Origin of the sequence: Novosphingobium album (ex Liu et al. 2023), from assembly GCF_029076845.1 — a bacterium.
GTDB lineage: Bacteria > Pseudomonadota > Alphaproteobacteria > Sphingomonadales > Sphingomonadaceae > Novosphingobium.
In genome coordinates, this window is the sequence record NZ_JARESE010000001.1 from 26002 (window position 1) to 46240 (window position 20239).

17 protein-coding genes are annotated in these 20239 nt (G+C 67.3%); 10 read left to right on the forward strand and 7 right to left on the reverse strand.

The window, feature by feature from the left end; genetic code table 11:
• Positions 1 to 88: 88 nt before the first annotated feature.
• The 6 genes from PYV00_RS00115 to PYV00_RS00140 all read left to right on the forward strand — a co-directional run bounded on the left by PYV00_RS00115 (position 89) and on the right by PYV00_RS00140 (position 5862).
• Complete coding sequence (locus tag PYV00_RS00115) at positions 89 to 2143, forward strand: molybdopterin-containing oxidoreductase family protein (protein WP_275226205.1); 2055 nt, start codon at positions 89 to 91, stop codon at positions 2141 to 2143.
• Between the two features lie 78 nt (positions 2144 to 2221).
• Entirely contained in the window at positions 2222 to 3535 is a 1314-nt protein-coding gene (locus PYV00_RS00120; RefSeq protein WP_275226206.1) for a cytochrome P450, read from the forward strand.
• 68 nt (positions 3536 to 3603) lie between these two features.
• The gene (locus tag PYV00_RS00125; RefSeq protein WP_275226207.1) at positions 3604 to 3933 is read left to right on the forward strand and encodes an ArsR/SmtB family transcription factor; all 330 of its coding nucleotides are present in this window, start codon (positions 3604 to 3606) and stop codon (positions 3931 to 3933) included.
• 13 nt (positions 3934 to 3946) lie between these two features.
• Positions 3947 to 4375, forward strand: a complete 429-nt coding sequence (gene arsC, locus PYV00_RS00130; protein WP_275226208.1) for an arsenate reductase (glutaredoxin) — start codon at positions 3947 to 3949, stop codon at positions 4373 to 4375.
• Positions 4375 to 5442: an ACR3 family arsenite efflux transporter gene (arsB, locus tag PYV00_RS00135; protein WP_275226209.1), complete on the forward strand. Its 1068-nt coding sequence runs from the start codon at positions 4375 to 4377 to the stop codon at positions 5440 to 5442. Before arsC ends, arsB begins: the two co-directional genes overlap by 1 nt.
• Before the next feature lie 48 nt (positions 5443 to 5490).
• Complete coding sequence (locus PYV00_RS00140) at positions 5491 to 5862, forward strand: excalibur calcium-binding domain-containing protein (RefSeq protein ID WP_275226210.1); 372 nt, start codon at positions 5491 to 5493, stop codon at positions 5860 to 5862.
• Positions 5863 to 5886: 24 nt separating this feature from the next.
• On the opposite strand, the gene PYV00_RS00145 is transcribed toward PYV00_RS00140, so the two are convergent.
• The 4 genes from PYV00_RS00145 to PYV00_RS00160 form a co-directional block, all read right to left on the reverse strand.
• Entirely contained in the window at positions 5887 to 6735 is an 849-nt protein-coding gene (locus PYV00_RS00145) for a TauD/TfdA dioxygenase family protein (RefSeq protein ID WP_275226211.1), read from the reverse strand.
• A 160-nt stretch (positions 6736 to 6895) separates the two neighbouring features.
• Positions 6896 to 7741 (reverse strand): TauD/TfdA dioxygenase family protein, encoded by an 846-nt coding sequence (locus tag PYV00_RS00150; RefSeq protein ID WP_275226212.1) that lies wholly within the window; start codon positions 7739 to 7741, stop codon positions 6896 to 6898.
• Between the two features lie 131 nt (positions 7742 to 7872).
• A complete protein-coding gene (locus PYV00_RS00155) occupies positions 7873 to 8478 on the reverse strand; it encodes a TetR/AcrR family transcriptional regulator (protein ID WP_275226213.1) in 606 nt (201 codons plus the stop codon).
• Positions 8479 to 8644: 166 nt separating this feature from the next.
• Complete coding sequence (locus PYV00_RS00160; protein ID WP_275226214.1) at positions 8645 to 9691, reverse strand: hypothetical protein; 1047 nt, start codon at positions 9689 to 9691, stop codon at positions 8645 to 8647.
• 192 nt (positions 9692 to 9883) lie between these two features.
• On the opposite strand from PYV00_RS00160, the gene PYV00_RS00165 reads away from it, so the two are divergent.
• The 4 genes from PYV00_RS00165 (at position 9884) to PYV00_RS00180 (ending at position 13387) form a co-directional block, all read left to right on the forward strand.
• Entirely contained in the window at positions 9884 to 11026 is a 1143-nt protein-coding gene (locus tag PYV00_RS00165) for a sulfotransferase family protein (RefSeq protein ID WP_275226215.1), read from the forward strand.
• A 90-nt stretch (positions 11027 to 11116) separates the two neighbouring features.
• The gene (locus PYV00_RS00170; protein WP_275226216.1) at positions 11117 to 11740 is read left to right on the forward strand and encodes a carboxymuconolactone decarboxylase family protein; all 624 of its coding nucleotides are present in this window, start codon (positions 11117 to 11119) and stop codon (positions 11738 to 11740) included.
• 272 nt (positions 11741 to 12012) lie between these two features.
• On the forward strand, positions 12013 to 12459 hold the full coding sequence (locus PYV00_RS00175) for a hypothetical protein (RefSeq protein ID WP_275226217.1): 447 nt from the start codon (positions 12013 to 12015) through the stop codon (positions 12457 to 12459).
• A 142-nt stretch (positions 12460 to 12601) separates the two neighbouring features.
• Complete coding sequence (locus tag PYV00_RS00180; protein WP_275226218.1) at positions 12602 to 13387, forward strand: SDR family NAD(P)-dependent oxidoreductase; 786 nt, start codon at positions 12602 to 12604, stop codon at positions 13385 to 13387.
• Between the two features lie 11 nt (positions 13388 to 13398).
• Here PYV00_RS00180 and PYV00_RS00185 read toward each other — a convergent pair whose 3' ends face one another.
• The 3 genes from PYV00_RS00185 to PYV00_RS00195 are packed head-to-tail and all read right to left on the reverse strand — an operon-like array spanning position 13399 to position 20163.
• Positions 13399 to 14280 carry a transglutaminase family protein gene (locus tag PYV00_RS00185; protein WP_275226219.1) on the reverse strand — a complete coding sequence of 294 codons (882 nt, stop codon included), beginning with the start codon at positions 14278 to 14280 and terminating at the stop codon, positions 13399 to 13401.
• Positions 14277 to 16742, reverse strand: a complete 2466-nt coding sequence (locus PYV00_RS00190; RefSeq protein ID WP_275226567.1) for a circularly permuted type 2 ATP-grasp protein — start codon at positions 16740 to 16742, stop codon at positions 14277 to 14279. Before PYV00_RS00190 ends, PYV00_RS00185 begins: the two co-directional genes overlap by 4 nt.
• Positions 16743 to 16758: 16 nt before the next feature.
• Entirely contained in the window at positions 16759 to 20163 is a 3405-nt protein-coding gene (locus tag PYV00_RS00195) for a DUF2126 domain-containing protein (protein WP_275226220.1), read from the reverse strand.
• Positions 20164 to 20239: the final 76 nt, after the last annotated feature.

Here is a 20239-nt window from a genome sequence, read left to right on the forward strand (position 1 = left end):
CGGGCACGTCACTGTACGCTTGCACAGGGCCACGGAACATGGAACACATGTTCAAACAACACGAACCACAAGACACGCCGGGAGAGCCATGGCCACGCAACCGATCGAGACCAAACGCACGTACTGCAAGATCTGCACGACGCAGTGCGGCATCGTGGTCGAGCTGCAAGGCGAGACCGTGCTCAAGGTCCGTGGCGACAAGACCCACCCGCTGACCAAGGGCTATACGTGCCCCAAGGGCCGCTCGGTGGGGGAAAACCACCACCATCCCGACGCGATCTCGCACCCGATGATGCGCCAGGACGGCGCGCTGGCCGTCGTATCGTGGGAAGAAGCGCTTGACGATATCGCCGCGCGGCTCGGCAAGGTGCTGGCCGAGCACGGACCGGGCGCCATCGGCGTGTTCTTCGGCAGCGGGCTGGGCATGGATTCATCGGGCTTCCGCATGGCCGAGGCGTTTCACAATGCGCTGGGCCAGAATGCGCAAGGGGGCGCGCCGAAATTCTCGCCGCTGACGATCGACGGTACCGCCAAGGTGCTGGTCTCCAGCACGGTCGGCGGCTTTCCGGGGCTCAATCCCAAGACCGACTACGACAATGTCGAGATGCTGCTCTATGTCGGCACCAACCCGATGGTCAGCCACGGCCACAACACCGGCATGTACAATCCCGCCGGGCCGCTGCGCGCCGCCGCCGCGCGCGGGCGGGTGTGGACGATCGACCCGCTGTTCACCGAAACCGCGAAGTTTTCCACGCGCCACATCGCGCCGCTGCCCGGCAAGGATTACGCCATCCTCGCCTGGCTGACGCGCGAGGTGATCGACGCGGGCCTGCCCGATCTGCCGCAGCCGGTGCAGGGCCTGGAAACGCTGCGCGCCGCGCTGGAGCCGTTCACCCGCGCCAGGGCGGCGGCGATCGCCAGCGTCAGCGAGGAAGACCTGGCCGATCTGCTCGCCGATATCCGCAAGGCCGACAAGCTGGTGGTGGAAACGGGCACCGGCGTGACCATGTCGAACAGCGCCAACCTGACGCACTGGTTCTCGTGGACGCTGATGATCCTGACCGGCGCGATGAACCGCAAGGGCGGCGCCTGGTTCCACCCCGGCTTCCTCACCTGCTTCGATTCGTTCGAGCTGCCGGTGCTGGACAATCCATTCACGCCCGGCCCGCCGACGATGCCCGAAGTCTCCGGCCTGATCGGAGACTGGCCCTGCGCCGCGCTGCCGGGCGAGATCGCGGCGGGCAATATCCGCGCCATGGTCAATTTCGGCGGCAGCCTGCTGCGCTCGTTCCCCGATGCCAACCGGCTCGCCCCCGCGCTCGAACAGCTCGACACGCTCGTCACCTTCGAAGTGGTGGAGAACGAGACGACCGCGCTGTCGAGCCATGTCCTGCCGACCAAGGACCAGCTCGAACGCCCCGAAGTGGCGATGTGGGATACGCTGGGCTTCCGCGTGGCGATGCAGCATTCGCAAGCGGTGCTGCCCGCCACGGGTGAGCGGCGCGCTGGCTGGTGGGTGATCTCGCAACTCATGCGGCGCATGGGCATGGAAGTGCCCGCGCACGTGCCCGAAGACGATCGCCGCCAGGGCGCCGACGAGGCGATGCTCGCCGCCCATTTCGGCCCCGGCGCGCGCGCCACTTACGAGGAAGTGGCGGCCAAGAGCTATGTCGAAAAGCCGCTCGAATTCCCGGCGGCCTGGGTCGATACGCATATTGAGAAGATGGGCGGGTGGAAGCTGGCGCCCGACAACCTGATCGGTTTCCTGGCCGAAGTGCTGGCGCAGGATGAAGCCGCACTGGGCCAGCCGCGCCCGCTGTGCTTCATCTCGCGCCGCCAGCGCCGCAAGCTCAACGCCTCGCTCGATTTCCTCGGCGCGCCGGCCGACATCATCCTCAATCCCGCCGATGCCGGGCGCCATGGCGTGGTCCACGGCGAGCCGGTGCGCGTGGAAACCGAACGCGGCACGATCACGCTGACCGCCAATGTCAGCGAGACGATCCGCCCCGGCGTCGCCTCGATCCCGCATGGCCACGGCGTGGCCAACGTCAACCTGCTGACCGATGCCAGCAAGGTCGACGCGATGACCGGGATGGTGCTCTACACTGGGATTCCGATCGCGCTGGAGCCGGTCGGGGCCTGACCCGGAACGCGCGATTGACGCGCTCTCACCCAGCCCTATATGATACATACAGTATCACAAAAGGCTGGGGAGAAGGCCATGAGCGACTACGAGACCGCCGACTTCTACACCGATGTCTCGCTGGTCGATGATCCGCACGCCTATTTCGACTTCCTGCGCGGCAAGGGCCCGGTAACGCGCCTGCCACACCGTAATGTCGTGGCCGTGACCGGCTATGAGGAAACGGTCCAGGTCATGCTGGATACCGAGCATTTCTCCAGCATCAACGCCGTGACCGGGCCAATCCCCGGCCTGCCCTTCGAGCCGGAGGGCGACGATATCACCGAGCAGCTCGAAGCGGCGCGCGCACGCATCGCCTTTGCCGACCAGGTCGTCACCGAAAGCGGCAAGCGCCATGCCGATCTGCGCTCGATCCTCGCATCGCTGTTCACCCCCAGCCGGCTGAAGGCGCTGGAGCCCAGCTTGCGCGAAACCTCCGATTCGCTGATCGACGAATTCGCCGCCAGCGGGCGGGTCGATCTCGTCGAGCAATATGGCGGGCCTTACGCCACATTGGTCATCGCCGATCTGCTGGGCGTGCCCGAGGACGGGCGCCAGCGCTTCCGCGAGATCCTGACCGGCACGGTTCCGGCCGAGATCGGCGCGACGCCCGAAGACATGATGAAGAACCCGCTGGTCGATGTCGGCAAGGATCTGTTTCAGTATATCGCCAAGCGGCGGATGATGAACAGCGCGCCGGTCCGCCTCGTGCGAGGGCTGGTGGGGGCCGAAGCGCAGGAGGATATCCTGACCGAGCTGGCGCTGGCCCGTTATCCCGACGGAGCGAAGCCGACGCTGGTCGACCTTACCAGCCTGGCCGCCTTCCTGTTCGGCGCGGGGCAGGATACCACCAACCGGCTGCTGGCCAACGCCTTCAAGGTGATCGCCACGCGCCCCGACATCCAGGCCGAGCTGCGCGGCGATCCGCGGCGCATCCCCGCCTTCCTGGAGGAAGTGCTGCGCTATGACGGATCGGTAAAGAGCGGCGGGCGCGTCTGCCAGAAGACGGTGACGCTGGGCGGCGTGGAGATCAAGGCGGGCACGACCATCCTGCTGTCGCACATGGCCGCCAACCGCGACCCCAAGCGCTTCGAGAACCCCGGCGAATTCAACATGGACCGGCCGCGCGCCAAGGAGCATGTCGCATTCGGACGCGGCGCGCATACCTGCATCGGCGCGCCGCTGGCCCGGCGCGAAGTGGCGGTGAGCATCGAGCGGCTGCTGGCGCGGATGGGCAATATCCGCCTGTCCGAAGCGCACCACGGCCCCGAGGGCCAGCGCCGGTTCGATTATGAGCCGACTTATATCCTGCGCGCGCTCAAGAGCCTGCATCTGGAATTCGATCCGGTGTGACCGGATATCTATCGGGAAATTCCGATACGACCTTGACTGGGGCTATTTCCATCGGCTAATCCCGATGGATGAACGATGACGACGCACTCGCCGCGCTGGCCGCCCTGGCCCATCCGACGCGGCTGACCACTTATCGGCTGCTCGTGCGCCACGAGCCCGAAGGGTTGACCACCGGGCAGCTGGTCGAGGCGACGGGCCTGACGCAAAGCACGTTTTCCACGCATCTGGCCGTGCTGGTCCATGCCGGGCTGGTCGTTTCGGAACGGTCCGGCCGCCATTTCATCCAGCGCGCCAGGATCGACACCTTGCGCGCGCTGATGCTGTTCCTCGCCAGGGATTGCTGCCAGGGCCGCGCCGACTTGTGCGCGCCGCTGATCGCCGAACTGACGTGCTGCTGAGCGGAGCGGACGCATGACGACCGACGTGATCATCTATCACAATCCCGAATGCGGCACGTCGCGCAACACGCTGGCGATGATCCGCAACGCCGGCATCGAGCCGCACGTGATCGAATATCTCAAGACCCCGCCATCGCGCGCCATGCTGGTCCAGCTGATCGCGCGCGCCGGCCTCACGCCTCGGCAGGTGCTGCGCGAGAAAGGCACGCCTTACGCGGAGCTGGGCCTGGGGGACGAAAACCTGCCTGATGCGGCGCTGATCGACGCGATGATCGCGCACCCGGTGCTGATCAACCGTCCGCTGGTGGTAACGCCGCTGGGCGTGCGGCTGTGCCGCCCGTCCGAAGTCGTGCTCGATATCCTGCCCGCGCCGCAGCGCGGCGCTTTCGCCAAGGAGGACGGCGAGCCGGTGGTCGATGCCTCCGGCCGGCGGCTGCGCTGATGGCGACGAGCGCGCCTCCCGAACGGCGGCCGGGCATGGGCCGCTTCGAACGGTACCTGTCGTGGTGGGTGGTGCTGTGCATCGTCGCCGGGATCGCCCTTGGCCATGCCCTGCCCTCCGTGTTCGCGGCGATTGCCGGGGCCGAAGTGGCGCGGGTCAATCTGGTGGTGGCGGTGCTGATCTGGCTGATGATTATCCCCATGCTGCTCAAGATCGATTTCGGCGCGCTGGGCTCGGTAAGGCGGCACTGGAAAGGGATCGGCGTCACGCTGTTCGTCAACTGGGCGGTGAAGCCGTTCTCGATGGCCGCGCTGGGCACGCTGTTTCTCGGCTGGCTGTTCGCGCCCTGGCTGCCGGCTGGCGAGATCTCCTCCTATGTCGCGGGGCTGATCCTGCTGGCAGCGGCGCCGTGCACCGCCATGGTCTTCGTCTGGTCGAACCTATGCGATGGCGATCCGAACTACACGCTCAGCCAGGTGGCGCTGAACGACGTGCTGATGGTGTTCCTGTTCGCGCCGCTGGTGGCGCTGCTGCTGGGCGTGGCATCAGTGACAGTGCCGTGGGACACGCTGCTCCTTTCGGTCGGGCTCTATATCCTCGTGCCGGTAATCGTCGCGCAAGTCACGCGGCGCGCCTTGCTGCGCAAGGGCGGACAGCGCGCGCTCGATCGCGTGCTGGCGGCGCTGGGTCCGGTATCGCTTGTCGCGCTGCTCGCCACGCTGGTGCTGCTGTTCGGGTTTCAGGGCAACCAGATCCTCGCGCGGCCACTGGTCATCGCACTGATCGCGGTGCCGATCCTGATCCAGGTCTATCTCAACGCCGGGATTGCCTATTGGCTTTCGCGCCGACTGGGCGTGGCCTGGTGCGTGGCGGCGCCCGCCGCGCTGATCGGCGCATCCAACTTCTTCGAACTGGCCGTCGCCGCGGCGATCTCGCTGTTCGGGCTGCATTCCGGCGCCGCGCTGGCCACCGTGGTCGGCGTGCTGGTCGAGGTGCCGGTGATGCTCTCGGTCGTGGCGATCGTCCGGCGAAGCCGCGCCTGGTACGAGCGGAGCGCAGCGGCCTGACGCCGCCATCGCAACGATCCTTTTACGCCGTTGGGCTATAGGAATGGCATGGGCTATCACCAACCTTCCGGGCGCGGACGGCGCCGGGATTTCGCCAGCGTGCGCCAGCGCGACCGCAGCGACGCGACTGCCACGGGCAGCTCGCTCGTCGGGCCGGTGATCGGCGTCGCGCTTGCAGGCAGCGTGCTGGGCATCATCCTGGCCGACGGCAACCTGAACGGCATCGTGGAGAGCGCCAGACCGGCGGCGGCTTCGCTGGGCGTCATGCGCGCGCGTGAGCCGCAAGCCGGCGATCACTGGCCGGGATGCGATGACGCGCGCGCGGCCGGGACCGCGCCGATCTACCGGGGCGAGCCCGGCTACAGCCCCGGCATGGACGGCGACGATGACGGCGTCGCCTGCGAGCCGCACCGGAACTGAGGCCAGCCCGGCACGACGAATCCCTCAGGCGAAAGCTTCCTCGCCTTCCAGCTTGGTGCGCATCATCAGGCGGCCGGACTTGTGATCATAGGGCAGCGCGCGGTGCATCGTGCCGGTGTTGTCCCAGATCACCATGTCGCCCAGCGACCAGGTGTGGCGATAGCAGAACTGCGGCTGCGTCGCCCAGTCGCGCAGGCGGACCAGCAGCTTCTCGCTTTCCACCGTGTCCATCCCTTCGACTTCCAGCGCGGTAGCGCCCAGCACCAGCGACTGGCGGCCGGAACGGTGCTTCCACACCAGCGGCAGGGTATTGCTGCCGCGCGCCATCCAGTTCTGCAGTTCGGCGAAGCTCGGCTCGGGCCGCCAGTAAAGCTGCGAACGCCACATCGCATGGACCACTTTCAGGTCCGCGATCGCCAGCTTTTCGTCCTCGGGCAAGTCGTCATAAGCGGCATAGGTGTTGCAGAAATCGGTCTCGCCGCCTTCCTGGGCCAATGCGCGGGCGCTCATGATCGAGGCGAGGATCGGCTTTTCCGACATCGTGCCGTCGATATGCCAGAAGAACGCGCCCTTAAGGTAGCTGGCGATCGGATTGATGCTTTCGTCCATGGTGATCGGATAGACGGCATCCTTGCCGTCCTTCGATCCCTCGCCATCCTCGTGCGCGAACGTGCCCAGCGTGTGGGTGAAGGCGATCTGCTCGTCATCCGAAAGGTTGATCTGCGGGAACACGATCACGCCGCGCGCTTCCATGATCTCGCGGATTTCGGCGGCCTTTTCGCCGCTCAGCAGCGTTTCCTTGTCGGTGCGGATCACCGAGCCGATCTTCGGCGCGGCTTCGCTGACTTCCCACTTGGCGGCGACGGTTGCCATCGGTCTTCTCCCGGTCAGGCGCGGATCAGGCCCCGCGCGCATTCGTTTGAACACCTGTACAGTACGGCCGGTTGGCCGGTCAAGCGCCCGCGTCCCCGCCCTTTCGGGCAAGGCGCGGGCAAGACCGTTCCCCCCCATCCCCGCGCCGGGGAGGATCGGCTTATTCGAAGGGTTCCTCGCCTTCCAGCTTGGTGCGGTGCATCATGCGCCCGCAAGTGGGGTCATAGGCCTCAGCGCGGTGCATCGTGCCGGTGTTGTCCCACATCACCAGATCGCCCACGTCCCATTCGTGGCTGTAGGTGAACTCCGGCCCGGTCGCCCAGTCGCGCAGGCCGTGGATGATCATCGCGCTTTCCAGCGGCGTCTTGCCGACCACCGCGGCGGCGGTGCAGCCGATCACCAGCGACTTGCGGCCCGACTGGTGCTTCCACACCAGCGGCAGTTCCTGCTCGCCGATCCCGGCATAGCCCTGCAGCTTGGCCAGGCTCGGCTCGGGCTCATAGTAGAACAGGCTGGCCCAGGGGCCATGGATCACGCGGTACTGCTCGTATTCCGCCTTCTTGTCTTCCGGCAGGTCGTCATAGGCGCTGTAGGTGTTGGCGAAGCCGGTGTTGCCCGTGCCCTTGGGGCTGGGCACCTTGCACGACAGCAGCGAGGCCAGAATCGGCACGTCGTTGCGCGTACCGTCGATATGCCAGTAGAGCGAACCCTTGAGGTATTCGGCGCTGGACGGGTTCTCCTTCACGTCGAGCGTGATCTTGGAGATTTCCTCGGCGCCCCCGGCCCGCTCGGGCGCGAAAGTGCCCAGCGTCTTGGTGAAGGCGATCTGTTCTTCGTCGGTAAAGCCGATCTTCGGGAAGACCAGCACGCCGCGCGCTTCAAGCAGGTCACGGATGTCCCTGGCGATTTCGCCGGACAGCAGCTCTTCCTTCGAATTGAGCACACGGCTGCCGATCTTCGGCTTGATTTCCTCGGCCTTCAACTGGGCGGTGGTGGCGACTGACATCGATCCTTGCTCCCGGATACTGGAATGAGAACGCTGTTTCCTCATCTCCGTCAAAAGCCGTTGCCCGTCAAGCGGGCCGCGGCGGGATGCGATGTGGGAAGTAGCAGGGGGCGGCGCAAGCCGGCCGCGGATCAGGCGTCCGCGCGCACCGCCTGGGCCGGAGCGATCTGGTCAAGCCAGCGCTCGACAAAGGCCCTGGCCGCCTCGTGCCCGTCGCTCACGCCCAGGTTCGCTTCCATCACGATGGCGCGGCCGATCCCGGCCAGGATCACGCTCAACGCCTCGGGCGGGCAATCGAGCGCGGCAAGGCGGCGATCGCCCAGCAAGTGGCCCAGGATCTCCACCTGGCGCCGGCGCATCGCCTCGCTGTGCGCGGCCATGTGCGCGCGCAAGGCATCGCGGTGATTGGCCATGGCCATGAATTCCAGCGCCATGGCGGTGCGGCTGCTGTCGATGAAGAAGCCCCACAGCGCCCGCATCGGATCGTCGGAAGCGAAGGCTTCCTCGATCATCCGGTCGCTTTCGGCCGCACCCCGGCGCGACACTTCGATCAGCAGATCGTCGGTCGTGGGGAAATAGTAATGCACCAGCGAGGGCTTGAGCCCGGCGCGCGCGGCGACGCGGCGAGAGCTGACGGCAGCGTAGCCCTCCTCCCGGATCAGCTTTTCGGTCGCCTCCAGAATGAGAGTCCGCGTTGCGGATGTCTCCGCCCCGATCCTGCGCGCTGCTACCGCCATCTCAATTCCCTTCGCCGGGAAAGGATTAGGCTGGCACACCGGCAAAGGCAACCGAAGCCGGCTTGACCGTGGCGGTGCTGGGCGGAAGTTTGCCTGGAAATGCGCGGATGAGCGCATTCCCAGGCGGCACCAGCCCGCACCGACAGGCGCATTTCTAGATAACCTCTTACAGATCCATCACCGCGCGCAGCGAGGATCGCTCGATCATGCCGGTCGTCTCCTCGCCATCCCAGACGTAGCGGGCGTGCGCCTGTTGCACGATCGGCCATTCGGTCGGCATGACGATGTGGCTGCGCGAACGGGTGTTGGCGAACGTCACGCCGTCGATGCTGACGCGGCGGCCGTCGATGGTCTCCAGCACGAACGGCACCGGCTCGCCGCCCGTCACCAGCTTGCGCAGCCATGGCACCTGGACCGGGCGGGCCGGCGTGCGCGTACCGTCGGCATCGATGATGAAGCCTTCGGCGTAATTGAGCGTGCCATCCTCGCGCGGCGGATAGATGTTGAAGCCGAACGCCTTGCCGCTGGGGAACACCGCCGATTGCCAGCAATGGCCCCAGAAGCCGGCGAAGGCGCGAAAGCCGCTGCGGCGGATGCGCAGGCCATTGCCGTTGAACGCGCGCGTCTCGTCGCCGATGCGCAGAGTGCCGGTGCAGCGGAACAGCTGCTCATAGCGCGGGCTCATGAAATCGCCCTGCTCGCCGCCCAGCGCCTCGGCCGCTTCGGGCAGCAGCGAGCCCGGAATCCACGGCGGGGCCACCATGGTCATGTCGATGGAGAATTCGGCATCGACGAATTCGCTGTCCTGATGGTTGGGATTTTCGATCAGGTCCTGCGCGGTCAGCCTGGCCAGATCCCCCTTGAACGTGACGGTCCAGCGCCTGAACGGCTCGACGCAGCGGAACGCGACCGGCCCGGTCGCGCGGATGGTCGGCAGCCCCTCAGGCCCGATGGCGTCCCTGGTGTCGCCATCGCCGCGCCGCTGGTAGAGCCGGCCGTCGGCAAAGGCGATGTCCAGCCAGATCTCATGCCGGTCCCACGCGTCGGACACAGCCTCCACGCCCACGCGCATGGCGAAATCGCCGCTCTCTTCCTCGATCCACACGTTCACCGCGTCGCGAAAGCCCGGCTCGGCCGGGCATTGCGCCAGGACATATTCGCGCTCCACGGGAATGCCGCCGCTGAGGTCGGTTTCCACCACGTCGATCGCCATGCCATGCCTCTCCTTGCCCTGTTCTGTCGGCCCGAAAGTGCCATAGCACCTTGCGGGGGTCACGCGCGCGGCGCATCGCGGGTGCGATCAAGCGGCGCGCGATGACGCTCAAGGATGGCGGGGCGCGGCAAGCGCCGCATAGTCGGCGGCAGGCAGGAAACCGTCGAACGGTAGGCCGGGAGGAGATGCCGCATGGAAAGCGCGAATGACCTGATCGCAACGGCGCGCGCCGAATCGGGGCTGGACGATTTCGGCGGTGACGGGTTTCGCGAAGGGCTGGAGATCCTGGTCGCCGCGCTGAACCGCGAAGCCCGGCTCAACGCGCTGGGCGAGCACGCCTTGCGCGACCGCATCCTGATGCACCTCAAGCAGCGCCTGCAAGTGGAAGACTGGTATCGCCGCCACCCGGAGATCGCCGAGGGCGAGATTCGCCAGCCGCTGTTCGGCGTCAGCCTGCCGCGCACCGGCTCCTCGGCGCTGTCGTTCCTGCTGTCGAGCGATCCGGCCGTGCGGTATCTGCGCGTCTGGGAAAGCTCGCGGCCCTGCCCCCCGCCCGCGACCGTCGCGGGCCCCGATCCGCGCCGGGGCACGGCGGCCAATGCGCTCGACGCGGCCAGCGGCAGCGGCTCGCACACGCCGAGCGGGATCGACGGCGCGATGGAATGCCAGGATCTGATGGCGCTCGATTTCAAGAGCCAGATCTTCCAGGCTTTCGCCATCGTTCCCAGCTATTCGCAATGGCTGATCGATGCCGACCTGACCGAAACCTACCTTTACGAAAAGCGCGTGCTGCGGCTGCTGCAATGGGGCGAGCCGGCGCGGCCCTGGCGGCTGAAGGCGCCAAGCCATGTGCTCTGGCTCGACGCGCTGGACCGCGTGTTTCCCGATGCCCGCTTCGTCATGACGCACCGCGATCCCACCGACGTGCTGCTGTCGGTCGCCACGGTCTATGCCGACATCATCGAGCGTTTCACCGACACGGTGGATTACCACTACATCGGCGAGCTGAACGTCACGCAGTGGTCCGAAGGGATGAAACGCGTCATCGCCTTTCGCGAGAAGGGCAACGACGCGCGGTTCCATGACATCCACTTCCGCGCCATGCACAAGGACCCGGTGGGCGAGGTGCGCGGTCTCTATGCCTGGCTGGGCGAGGACGTCTCGCCCGTCTTCGCCGAACGCATGGCAAGCTGGTGGCGCGAGAACGACGCGCGCGAACGGGCGGAAAAGCCCGATCCGGCCAAGTTCGGGCTCGATTTCGCCACCGTGCGCACGGACTTTGCCGAGTACCTTTCGCGCATGGAAAAGTGGGCTCCGTTCAGCGAGGCGGCCTGAGCGCGCCGGCCGCGCGAATGGCCTTGCCCGCGCACGCGGAGCGGCTATTGCCGGCCAAAGCCTGGATATGTCGGGAAAGAGGGATGCGTGATGGATAAGGTCAATACCGGGAAAGTCGAATTCGATGCCGCCGCGCGCATGGCGCAAGTCGTGGAAGGCGGCCCGCGCTATGCGCCGCTCACGCTCGATGAAGTCAGCCCCGAAGGCCAGGTCCAGGTCGATGAGATCCGCGCCGCGTTCAGCATTCCCGAAGAGCGGCCCTTTCCCGATGTCAGCCTGATCACCCTGCGCCATCCGGGCATGTTCAAGGCGCAGATGGTGCTCGGCATCGAGCTGGCTTCCAGGGGCACGATCCCCCACCGCGAGCGCGAGCTGGCGGTGCTGCGGCTGGCATGGCTGGCCCGCGCGCCGTTCGAATGGGCCGAGCATGTCGATATCGCCAAAGTGTTCGGCGTGACGCCCGACGAGATCGAGCGCGTGCTCGAAGGCTCCTCGGCCCCGGGCTGGACCGCGCATGAGGCGGCGCTGCTGCGCGCGGTGGAGGAACTGATCGCGGACCACTGCATGTCGGAGGAAAGCTGGGCGACGCTGGCCGAGACCTATGACGAGATGCAGATGCTCGAAGTGCCGATGCTCGTCGGCTCCTATCTGATGACCGCGATGCAGCAGAACACGCTGAAGATCCAACCCAAGGCCGGGTTCGACTACCGCTAGGGCCGCTCGCCCGCCCGCATTCCCGGAACCTGGTTCGGCGCTCGCGCGAAAGCATGGGCGCCGTTCGCGTGTCCGCGCGCCTTGCGCGCTCTACCAGCCCCGCCGCGCCGTTAAAAAAATGACCGGGGCGGTAAAAGGGACAACCGCCCCGGTCAGTCGGAAGGGAGAGCTGATGCCCCATGACGGCACCAACGGGCTTGACCGGGGAGCCAAGCCGCGCAACAGTAGCTAATGCTAATCATTCTCAAATACAAGATGCCAGGAGAGTCGGAATGTATGAATTTGTCGACCGCCCGCTCAGCACGCTCGATCCGGGTTGCCGTTTCCTTGTCTGGTCGATGCGCGCCTGGGTCATGATGCTGGGCAACCGCGCCTGCCCGGCACAGGCGATCGCCCCGGCTTTCGCGCGCTGGCGCATGATCGGCGGCCTGCAGCCGTTCCACCGCGCCATGCTGATCTTCAATCGCGACGCGCTGGAAACCTTCGCCTTCTGCAGCCTGGGCTGCGATCATGTCTCCGAGCACGAGGCTCTGATCCTGAGCCTGGCCTGCCAGTTGCGCGAAACCGGCCCGGAGGCCGCGCGCGATACGCTGCTGCTGCTGGTGGCCGAAGACAGCGTCGGCGATCTGCTCGAAGCGCTGGCATCGCTCAACGCGGCGATGGCGGTGGCCGGCATCTTCCCCGGCGAAGCGATCCAGGCCCGCGATTCGCGGGCCTGAGCCGGGCCCTGTCGCCGATCGTCTCCCGGCCATGCCCTCGCTTCGGATTCGCTTGCCGGCCCGGCCGCGGCCTGCTTGGATCTCCGCGAGACAAGACTCGCGCCGCCTGATGGCGGCAGCGGGGAACAGCGGGAGAGAGGCAATGATCAGCAAGGAACGCCATGGCCCCTGGGCGCTGATCGTCGGCGGTTCGGAAGGGATTGGCGAGGCGCTGGCGATCAAGCTGGGCGAACTGGGCATTCACGTCGTGCTGGTGGCGCGCAAGGCCGGGCCGCTGGAGGAAACCGCCGCCAGAGTGCGCGCCACCGGCGCCCAGGTGCGCACGCTGTCGCTCGACATATCGCGCGAGGACGCGCCCGAACGCATCCGCGAGATCACCGATGGCCTGGAGATCGGCCTGCTGGTGCACAATGTCGGCGGATCGGCCGGCGGCGGGCCCTTTGTCGATCAGGCGCTGGATGCCACGCTGGGCGTGGTCAGGATCAATTGCACCGGACTGGTGCGCATGGCGCATCACTATGCCCGGCGGATGAAGGATCGCGGCAGCGGCGGCATCCTGATCTTCGGCTCGATGGCGGGCAATGTCGGCGGCGCGAACCTTGCGACCTATTCGGCGGCCAAGGCCTTTTCGCAGATCTTCGCCGAAGCCTTGTGGGCGGAACTGGAGCCTTACGGGGTGGACGTGCTGGATCTCGTCATCGGCTCGGCCGACACCCCCTCGCGGCGGCGCAGCGGCGCGCGGGATTCGGACAGCTTTCCCGTCGCCCGGCCGGAGGACGTGGCCCGGCAGGCCATCGATCGCATCGGCGATGGCCCCGTGCTGGTGCCGCCGGGCAACGAGGAGATGTTCCAGATGCTCAATGCCATGCCGCGCCGCGAAGCGGCCAGCATGATCCGCGGCCTGCTGACGCAGATGAAAGTGGAATAGCGCCGCGCGCCTCAGTCCAGCGGCGCGACGTCCACCGAGAAGAACATGCTTTGCTGCGCGCTGCCCCGGAACGTGCCGTCCAGCGGGGCGACATCGGAATAATCGCGGCCCATGCCGATGAAGATATGGTCGGTATCGGCCAGCCGGTCATTGGTCGGGTCGAAGCCGATCCAGCCCAGTTCCTCGCCGCACCACAGGTTCACCCAGGCGTGCATGGCATCGGCGCCGATCAGCCGGTCCTGCCCCGGCGGCGGCAGCGTGCGCAAGTATCCGCTGACATAGGCCGCCGGGATGCCATGCGCGCGCGCGGCGATGATCATGATGTGGGTGAAATCCTGGCACACGCCGCGCCGCTGGTGAAACGCCTCGATCGGCGGGGTATCGGCGACGGTGGCATCGCCATCGTACTGGAACTGGCGATAGATCGCCTCCATCAGCGCGCGGCCCGCCTCCATCACCGGCATCGTCTCGCCCAGGAAGCCGCTGGCCCAGAGCGCGATGTCATGTTCGGGCTGCGCGATCGGCGAGGCGAAGATGTAGGAAGCGGGGCTGAGCGGCGAAAGATCGGGCCGCGCCATGGCGCGTTCGCGCAAGTCGGTCAGCCCCGGCCCGGTGGCGCCGCCGATCGCGTGCGGCAGCGGCTGGCGCTCCACCTGGAAGCGGCTTTCGATCCGCAGCTGCGCGATCGGTTCGCGCAGCATGAACTTGGCTTCGTTGACGTGATATCCGCCCTCGCCATCGGAAATCGCCGCCGGCGCCGGATCGACGCTCAGCGCGTAGTCGCTCACCGTCTGCCCCGGCCAGGCGGCCGGGCGCAGCCTGACCGCGAACTGGGCAAGCTGCACGGGCGCGGCGTATTTCACCGTCGTCAGATGGCTGACCGCGTATCTCATTCCAGCAGGCTCGGCCGCGCATCCTCGCCCTTGCGATCGAACTGCAGGAAATAGCGCAGCGAGATCGCATCGGACAGATCGAGCAGCTGCGCTTCGATCTGCTGCAGGCTGGCCGCATCGAGTTCCTGCGCGATCGCCGTTTCCAGCCGCCCCATGATCGTGCGCGCCGCGCGCAGCGGCCGTTCGGGCAAGTGATCGTCCCGGATCGCCGGCAGCACGCCCAGATGCGCCGCGATCTCCGCCACCTGGAACGCCAGCGAGCGCGGGTTGTCGGGATCGAGCAGCACCAGATCGTAGACCGGATTGCGCATCGGCCCGGTGAGGTAGCGCGAGCGATAGATGATCTGGCTGTCGCACAAGTCGAGCAGCATCCCGAGCGATTCGGGCGAAACCTGCGGCTGCGACAAGTGGTTGGCGATCCGGCAGGTCGCCACGGCGCGCTCGATCCGCCGGCCGATCTCCAGGAACCGCCACGCCGAACCGCGCACCATGTTTTCCGAAGCCAGGCCGGCCAGCGCGCTGAAATGTTCGATCAGCCACTTGGCGGTGGAAACCAGGTTCTGCGGGCGCTGCATGTCGATCACCGGCATCGGCAGGCTGACCATGCGCCAGAAATCGCGCGCGAACCGCTCGCGCAGGCCCAGCCCCACCTGATGGCGCATCCGCAGCAACGCGGCGACGCCGCCCGGCAGCAGGTTTTCGGCCAGCGCGCGGCCGCCCACCACCGCCAGCGGCTCGCCGGCGGTCGTGGGATTGATCGCGCCCCACTGGACCAGCAGATCGACCAGCCGGCGCCGCACCTCGCCATCATGCACCCGGCTGCCATCGACCTCGATCGAGCTGCCCAGGATCGAGCGGACGATCCGCACGGTGATTTCCGCCCGCTCGTTATAGCGGCCGAACCAAAAGAGATTGTCCGCCGCCTGGCTGGCGAGAATGCCGCCGCCGCGCGTGACCGGCGGCTCATGCGTCAGCCGGCCGGGCGACTGGAAATCGGTCGGCCCGTCATCGACCACCCAGACATCGGCGGACAAGTCCCCCTCGCCCATCAGCGAGGTCGGCAATTCGTCGCTCGATGCCAGACGGGCAAAGCCGCCGGGCATGACCGCCCACTGGCCATCGGGCGTGCGCGCCACGAAGACGCGGATGGTGAAGGGCCGCGCCACCACATCGCCCTCGATCACGGCCGGCGTGGTCGAAAGGTGGACGATCTCCTGCGCGCAGTAATCCATCGGCCGGCGCCGGATCGCTTCGAGCAGCGCCGAGCGCCGCGCGCCGTCGAGGCTCGCCCCGGCGACCGGCTGGCGATCCGGCAGGCCGTCCACCGGCTCGCCGAAAGCGGGCAGCAGCGCCAGCGTGTCGAGCCGGCGTTGCACCGTATCGGCCTCGGCCGCCTGCCCGCACCACCACGTCGCGATCGTCGGCAGGATCGGCGCCTCGCCCATCAGGACGCGGCACAGGCGCGGCATGAAGGCGGAAAAGGCCGCCGACTCCAGCACTTCCACTCCCGGCCAGTTGACGATCTCCAGCCCGCCCGCCGCCCAGGCATCGAACAGGTTGGCAACGCCGAGCTGCGACTTGGCATCGAACGAAAGCGGATCGAGCGCATTGGTGTTGACCCAGCGCCACAGCGCGTCGACCCGCTTGGGGCCCGCGATCGTGCCGATGAACAGCCGGTTGTCGATCACCGAAAGATCGCGCCCTTCGACCAGCGGCAGCCCCAGATAGCGCGCCATGTGCGCCTGCTCGGCGTAAGTCTGGTTGAACCGGCCCGGCGTCAGCAGCGCGATGCGCGGCAGCTCGCGCCGGCAATCGGTGGCGATGCCCTCGCGGATCGTTCCGTAGAAATCGGCCAGGCGGCGGACATGGCTGTCCGACAGCAGCGCATCGGTGGTGCGCGACATCGCCAGCCGGTTTTCCAGCGCATAGCCGATGCCGGTGGCCAGCCGCACCCGGTCCTGCAGCACGCGCCACTGGCCTTGCGGCCCGCGCGCGAGATCGGCGGCGTAGACGTGGATGAAATGCCCGCTCTTGGGCCCGCGCCCCAGCATCTTGCGGGCGAAATAAGGGCTGCCGGCGATCACCGCGGCGGGCAGGTGCCCTTCGGCCACCAGCCGCTGCGGGCCATAGATATCCTCGGCCAGCCGTTCGAGCAGCGCCGCGCGCTGGATCAGCCCGCGCTCGATCTGGCCCCATTCGCCCGCGCCGATGATCAGCGGCATGGGGGTGAGCGGCCAGGTGCGCTCGTCATCGTCGCCGGTGATGCGGAAGGTCAGGCCCAGGTCGGCGATGTGCCGCGCGGTCAGGTCCTGCAAGGTCGCCGGATCACCCTCGGCGATCGCGGCAAGCGCGCAGGCCATGGCCTTCCACTTGCCGGCGACGGGCGCGGGCGCATCGCCGAACAGGTCGCCCGAAGTGGCCCCGGCCGGATAGTCGTCCAGCCAGGTCCGCGGGCCCGTCATCGCCTCGACTTGCGGGTCAGACGGCACGCAACGGCCGCCTCAGGTCGAGCGAGTAGGGGAACTCGCCAACGGCCTCCTCGGGCGGCATGGTAAGGGTGCCGGGGGTATGGCCGTAATCCTGGAAGCGCGCCTTGCGCCGGGCCTCGGCCTCATAGCCGTTGATCGGCACATCGTCGTAATTGCGCCCGCCCGGATGCGCGACGTGATAGACGCAGCCGCCCAGCGAACGGTTGTTCCAGGTATCGAGGATGTCGAAGGTCAGCGGTGCGTGCGCGGGCATCATCGGATGCAGGCATTCGGCCGGCGCCCAGGCCTTGTAGCGCACCCCGCCCACCCCTTCGCCCGGAGCGACGCGCGTGAGCGGGACGCGCCGGCCGTTGCACGCAATGAGGTGGCGCCCCTCGACCAGTCCGGTCGCACGCACTTGCAGCCGCTCGGTCGAGCTGTCGACATAGCGCACGGTGCCGCCGATCGCGCCGGTCTCGCCCAGCACGTTCCACGGTTCCAGCGCGTGGCTGATCTCCAGCGTCACGCCCCCGCCCTCGACCTCGCCGTGGACCGGGAAGCGGAACATGCGCTGCGCCTCGAACCAGGCGGGATCGAAATCATACCCCGCGCGCCGCAGGTCATCGAGCACGTCGAGGAAATCGGCCCAGACGAAATGGCCGAGCATGAACCTGTCGTGCAACGCGGTGCCCCAGCGCACCAGCGGCCCGTCGAGCGGCGCTTTCCAGAACCACGCGGTCAGCGCGCGCAGCAGCAGTTGCTGGGCCAGCGACATTTTCGCGTCCGGCGGCATCTCGAACCCGCGGAACTCGACCAGACCCAGCCGGCCGGTGGGGCCATCGGGCGAGAACAGCTTGTCGATGCAGATCTCGGTGCGGTGGGTATTGCCGGTCACGTCCACCAGCAGGTTGCGGAACAGGCGATCGACCACCCAGGGGGCGGGCTGGCGCTGGTCAGGGCCGGGCACTTGCGCCAGCGCGATCTCCAGCTCGAAGATGCTGTCATGCCGTGCCTCGTCGATGCGCGGCGCCTGGCTGGTCGGGCCGATGAACAGGCCCGAGAACAGGTAGCTGAGCGAGGGATGCCGCTGCCAGTACGTCACGAAGCTCTTGAGCAGGTCCGGCCGGCGGATGAACGGCGAATCGAGCAGCGTCGGCCCGCCCAGCACGATGTGATTGCCGCCCCCGGTGCCGATCGAACGGCCATCGACCATGAACTTGTCGGCGGTAAGGTTCACCTCGCGCGCGCAGTCGTACAGCGTCTCGGTGATCTCCACCGATTCGCGCCAGCTTGCCGATGGGTGGATGTTGACTTCGATGACGCCGGGATCGGGCGTGATCTTGAGCACTTGCAGGCGCGGATCGGGCGGCGGCGGATAGCCTTCGATCCGCACCGGGATGCGGCGCTCCTCGGCCACCACCTCGATCGCGGCGACGAGTTCGAGATAATCTTCCAGCCGCTCGGTCGGCGGAATGAACACCGAGAAATAATCGCCGCGCGGCTCGATCGTCATCGCGGTGCGCACCGCGCCGTCGATCATGATCTGTTCGACCCGGTCCTGCGCCTGCCGTTCGGGGCCGGTGACTTGCTCGGACCGCTGGGGCTGGCGCGCGGCGCCCGCCTCTTCGCCGGTCACGCCGGCATCGCGCACGTCGCGGCCGCGCTCGATCACCTGTTCGCGGAAATCGGCCAGCGGTTCGCGCGGCTCGGCGGTGTCACGCGGGTGGATATAGGGATAGTCGGACGCGGGCACGTAAGGCAGCGATCCCAGCGGCAGGCGATAGCCCAGCGCACTGTCGCCCGGCACTGCGGTCAGCAGGCCCTTGCGCACTTTCCAGCGTTCGCTGCGCCAGCGCGGGATCGACTGGTCCGCCGCGTTCCAGCGCTGCACCGGCAGGACGAAGCCCACCGGCTTGTCGAGGCCGCGCGTATAGGTGCGCACGAACCGTTCGCGCAGCTCGGGATCGTCGATCTTGGGATCGAGCGGGGTGACGTTCACCGGCAGCCCGGCTTCCTTCTCGGCCCAGGCATCGCTGTCTTCATAGACCGGCTGGACGAAATCGTCCTCGATGCCCAGGCCCAGCGCGGCCGCGCGCAGGACTTCTCCCGCCAGCGCGGGATCGAGCGTTGCCGGCGGCGGCGTCTCGGTCTCGTCCGGCCTGGGCGGCATCGTCTCGCCGGCGATCAGCGAGGGATCGCGCCAGACCGGCACGCCGTCCTTGCGCCAGTAGATCGAAAAGCCCCAGCGCGGCAGGCTTTCGCCGGGATACCACTTGCCCTGTCCGTGGTGCAGCAGCGATCCGGGCGCGAACTTCTCGCGCAGCAGGCGGATCAGCCGGTCGGCATAGACCGCCTTGGTCGGGCCGACGGCGGCGCCGTTCCATTCGGGCGCGTCGAAATCGTTGTCGGCGATGAAGGTCGGCTCGCCGCCCATCGTCAGGTTGACGCCGCCCGCGTCCAGATCGGCATCGACCCGGTCGCCCAGATCGAGCAGCGCCTGCCAGCGCTCCTCGGTGAAGGGCTTGGTGATGCGCACCGCCTCGGCGATGCGCGAGACGGTCATCTCGAAGGTGAAATCGACTTCGGCGGGCTCGGCCATGCCCTCGATCGGCGTGGCCGAACGGTAATGCGGCGTGGCGCAAAGCGGAATGTGCCCCTCACCCGCGAACATGCCCGATGTCGCGTCGAGCGCGATCCAGCCGGCGCCTGGCACATAGGCCTCGGCCCAGGCGTGCAGGTCGGTCACGTCCTGCTGGACGCCCTTGGGCCCTTCCTTGGGGATCACGTCGGCGACGAGCTGGATCGAATAGCCCGAGACGAAGCGGGCCGCGAAGCCCAGCCGGCGCAAAAGCTGCACCAGCAGCCAGGCCGAATCGCGGCACGATCCGATGCCCGCCGTCAGCGTTTCCTCAGGCGTCATCACGCCTGCTTCCATGCGGATCACGTAATTGATCCGCTGCTGCAGCCGGCGATTGATCTCGACCAGGAAATCGACCGTGCGCCCTTGATAGCCGGCATGGCTGGCGACCAGTTGCTCGAACAGCGGGCCCTGGTCCTCGGTCTCGAAATAGGCGGCGAGATCGGCCTTCAGCACTTCGGCGTAGGCGAACGGGTATTCCTCGGCATCGGGCTCGACGAAGAAGTCGAACGGATTGATCACCGCCAGCTCGGCCAGCAGGTCCACCTCGATCGAGAAATGATCGACCGGATCGGGAAAGACGATTCGCGCCAGCCAGTTGCCGTGCGGATCCTGCTGCCAGTTCAGGAAATGCTCGGGCGGGCTGATCTTCAGCGAATAATTGGGTACCGCCGTTCGGCTGTGCGGCGCCGGCCGGAGCCGGATCACTTGCGGGCCAAGCCGAATGCGCCTGCTATAGCGGTATCGGGTGAGATGGTGCAGAGCGGCCTTGATCATTGGCGCAACATTGCGCCAAACCATGCTGCACTGCAACGTTGTTCGAACAGGGGTAGTGTCTCAGTTTGAATTTGAG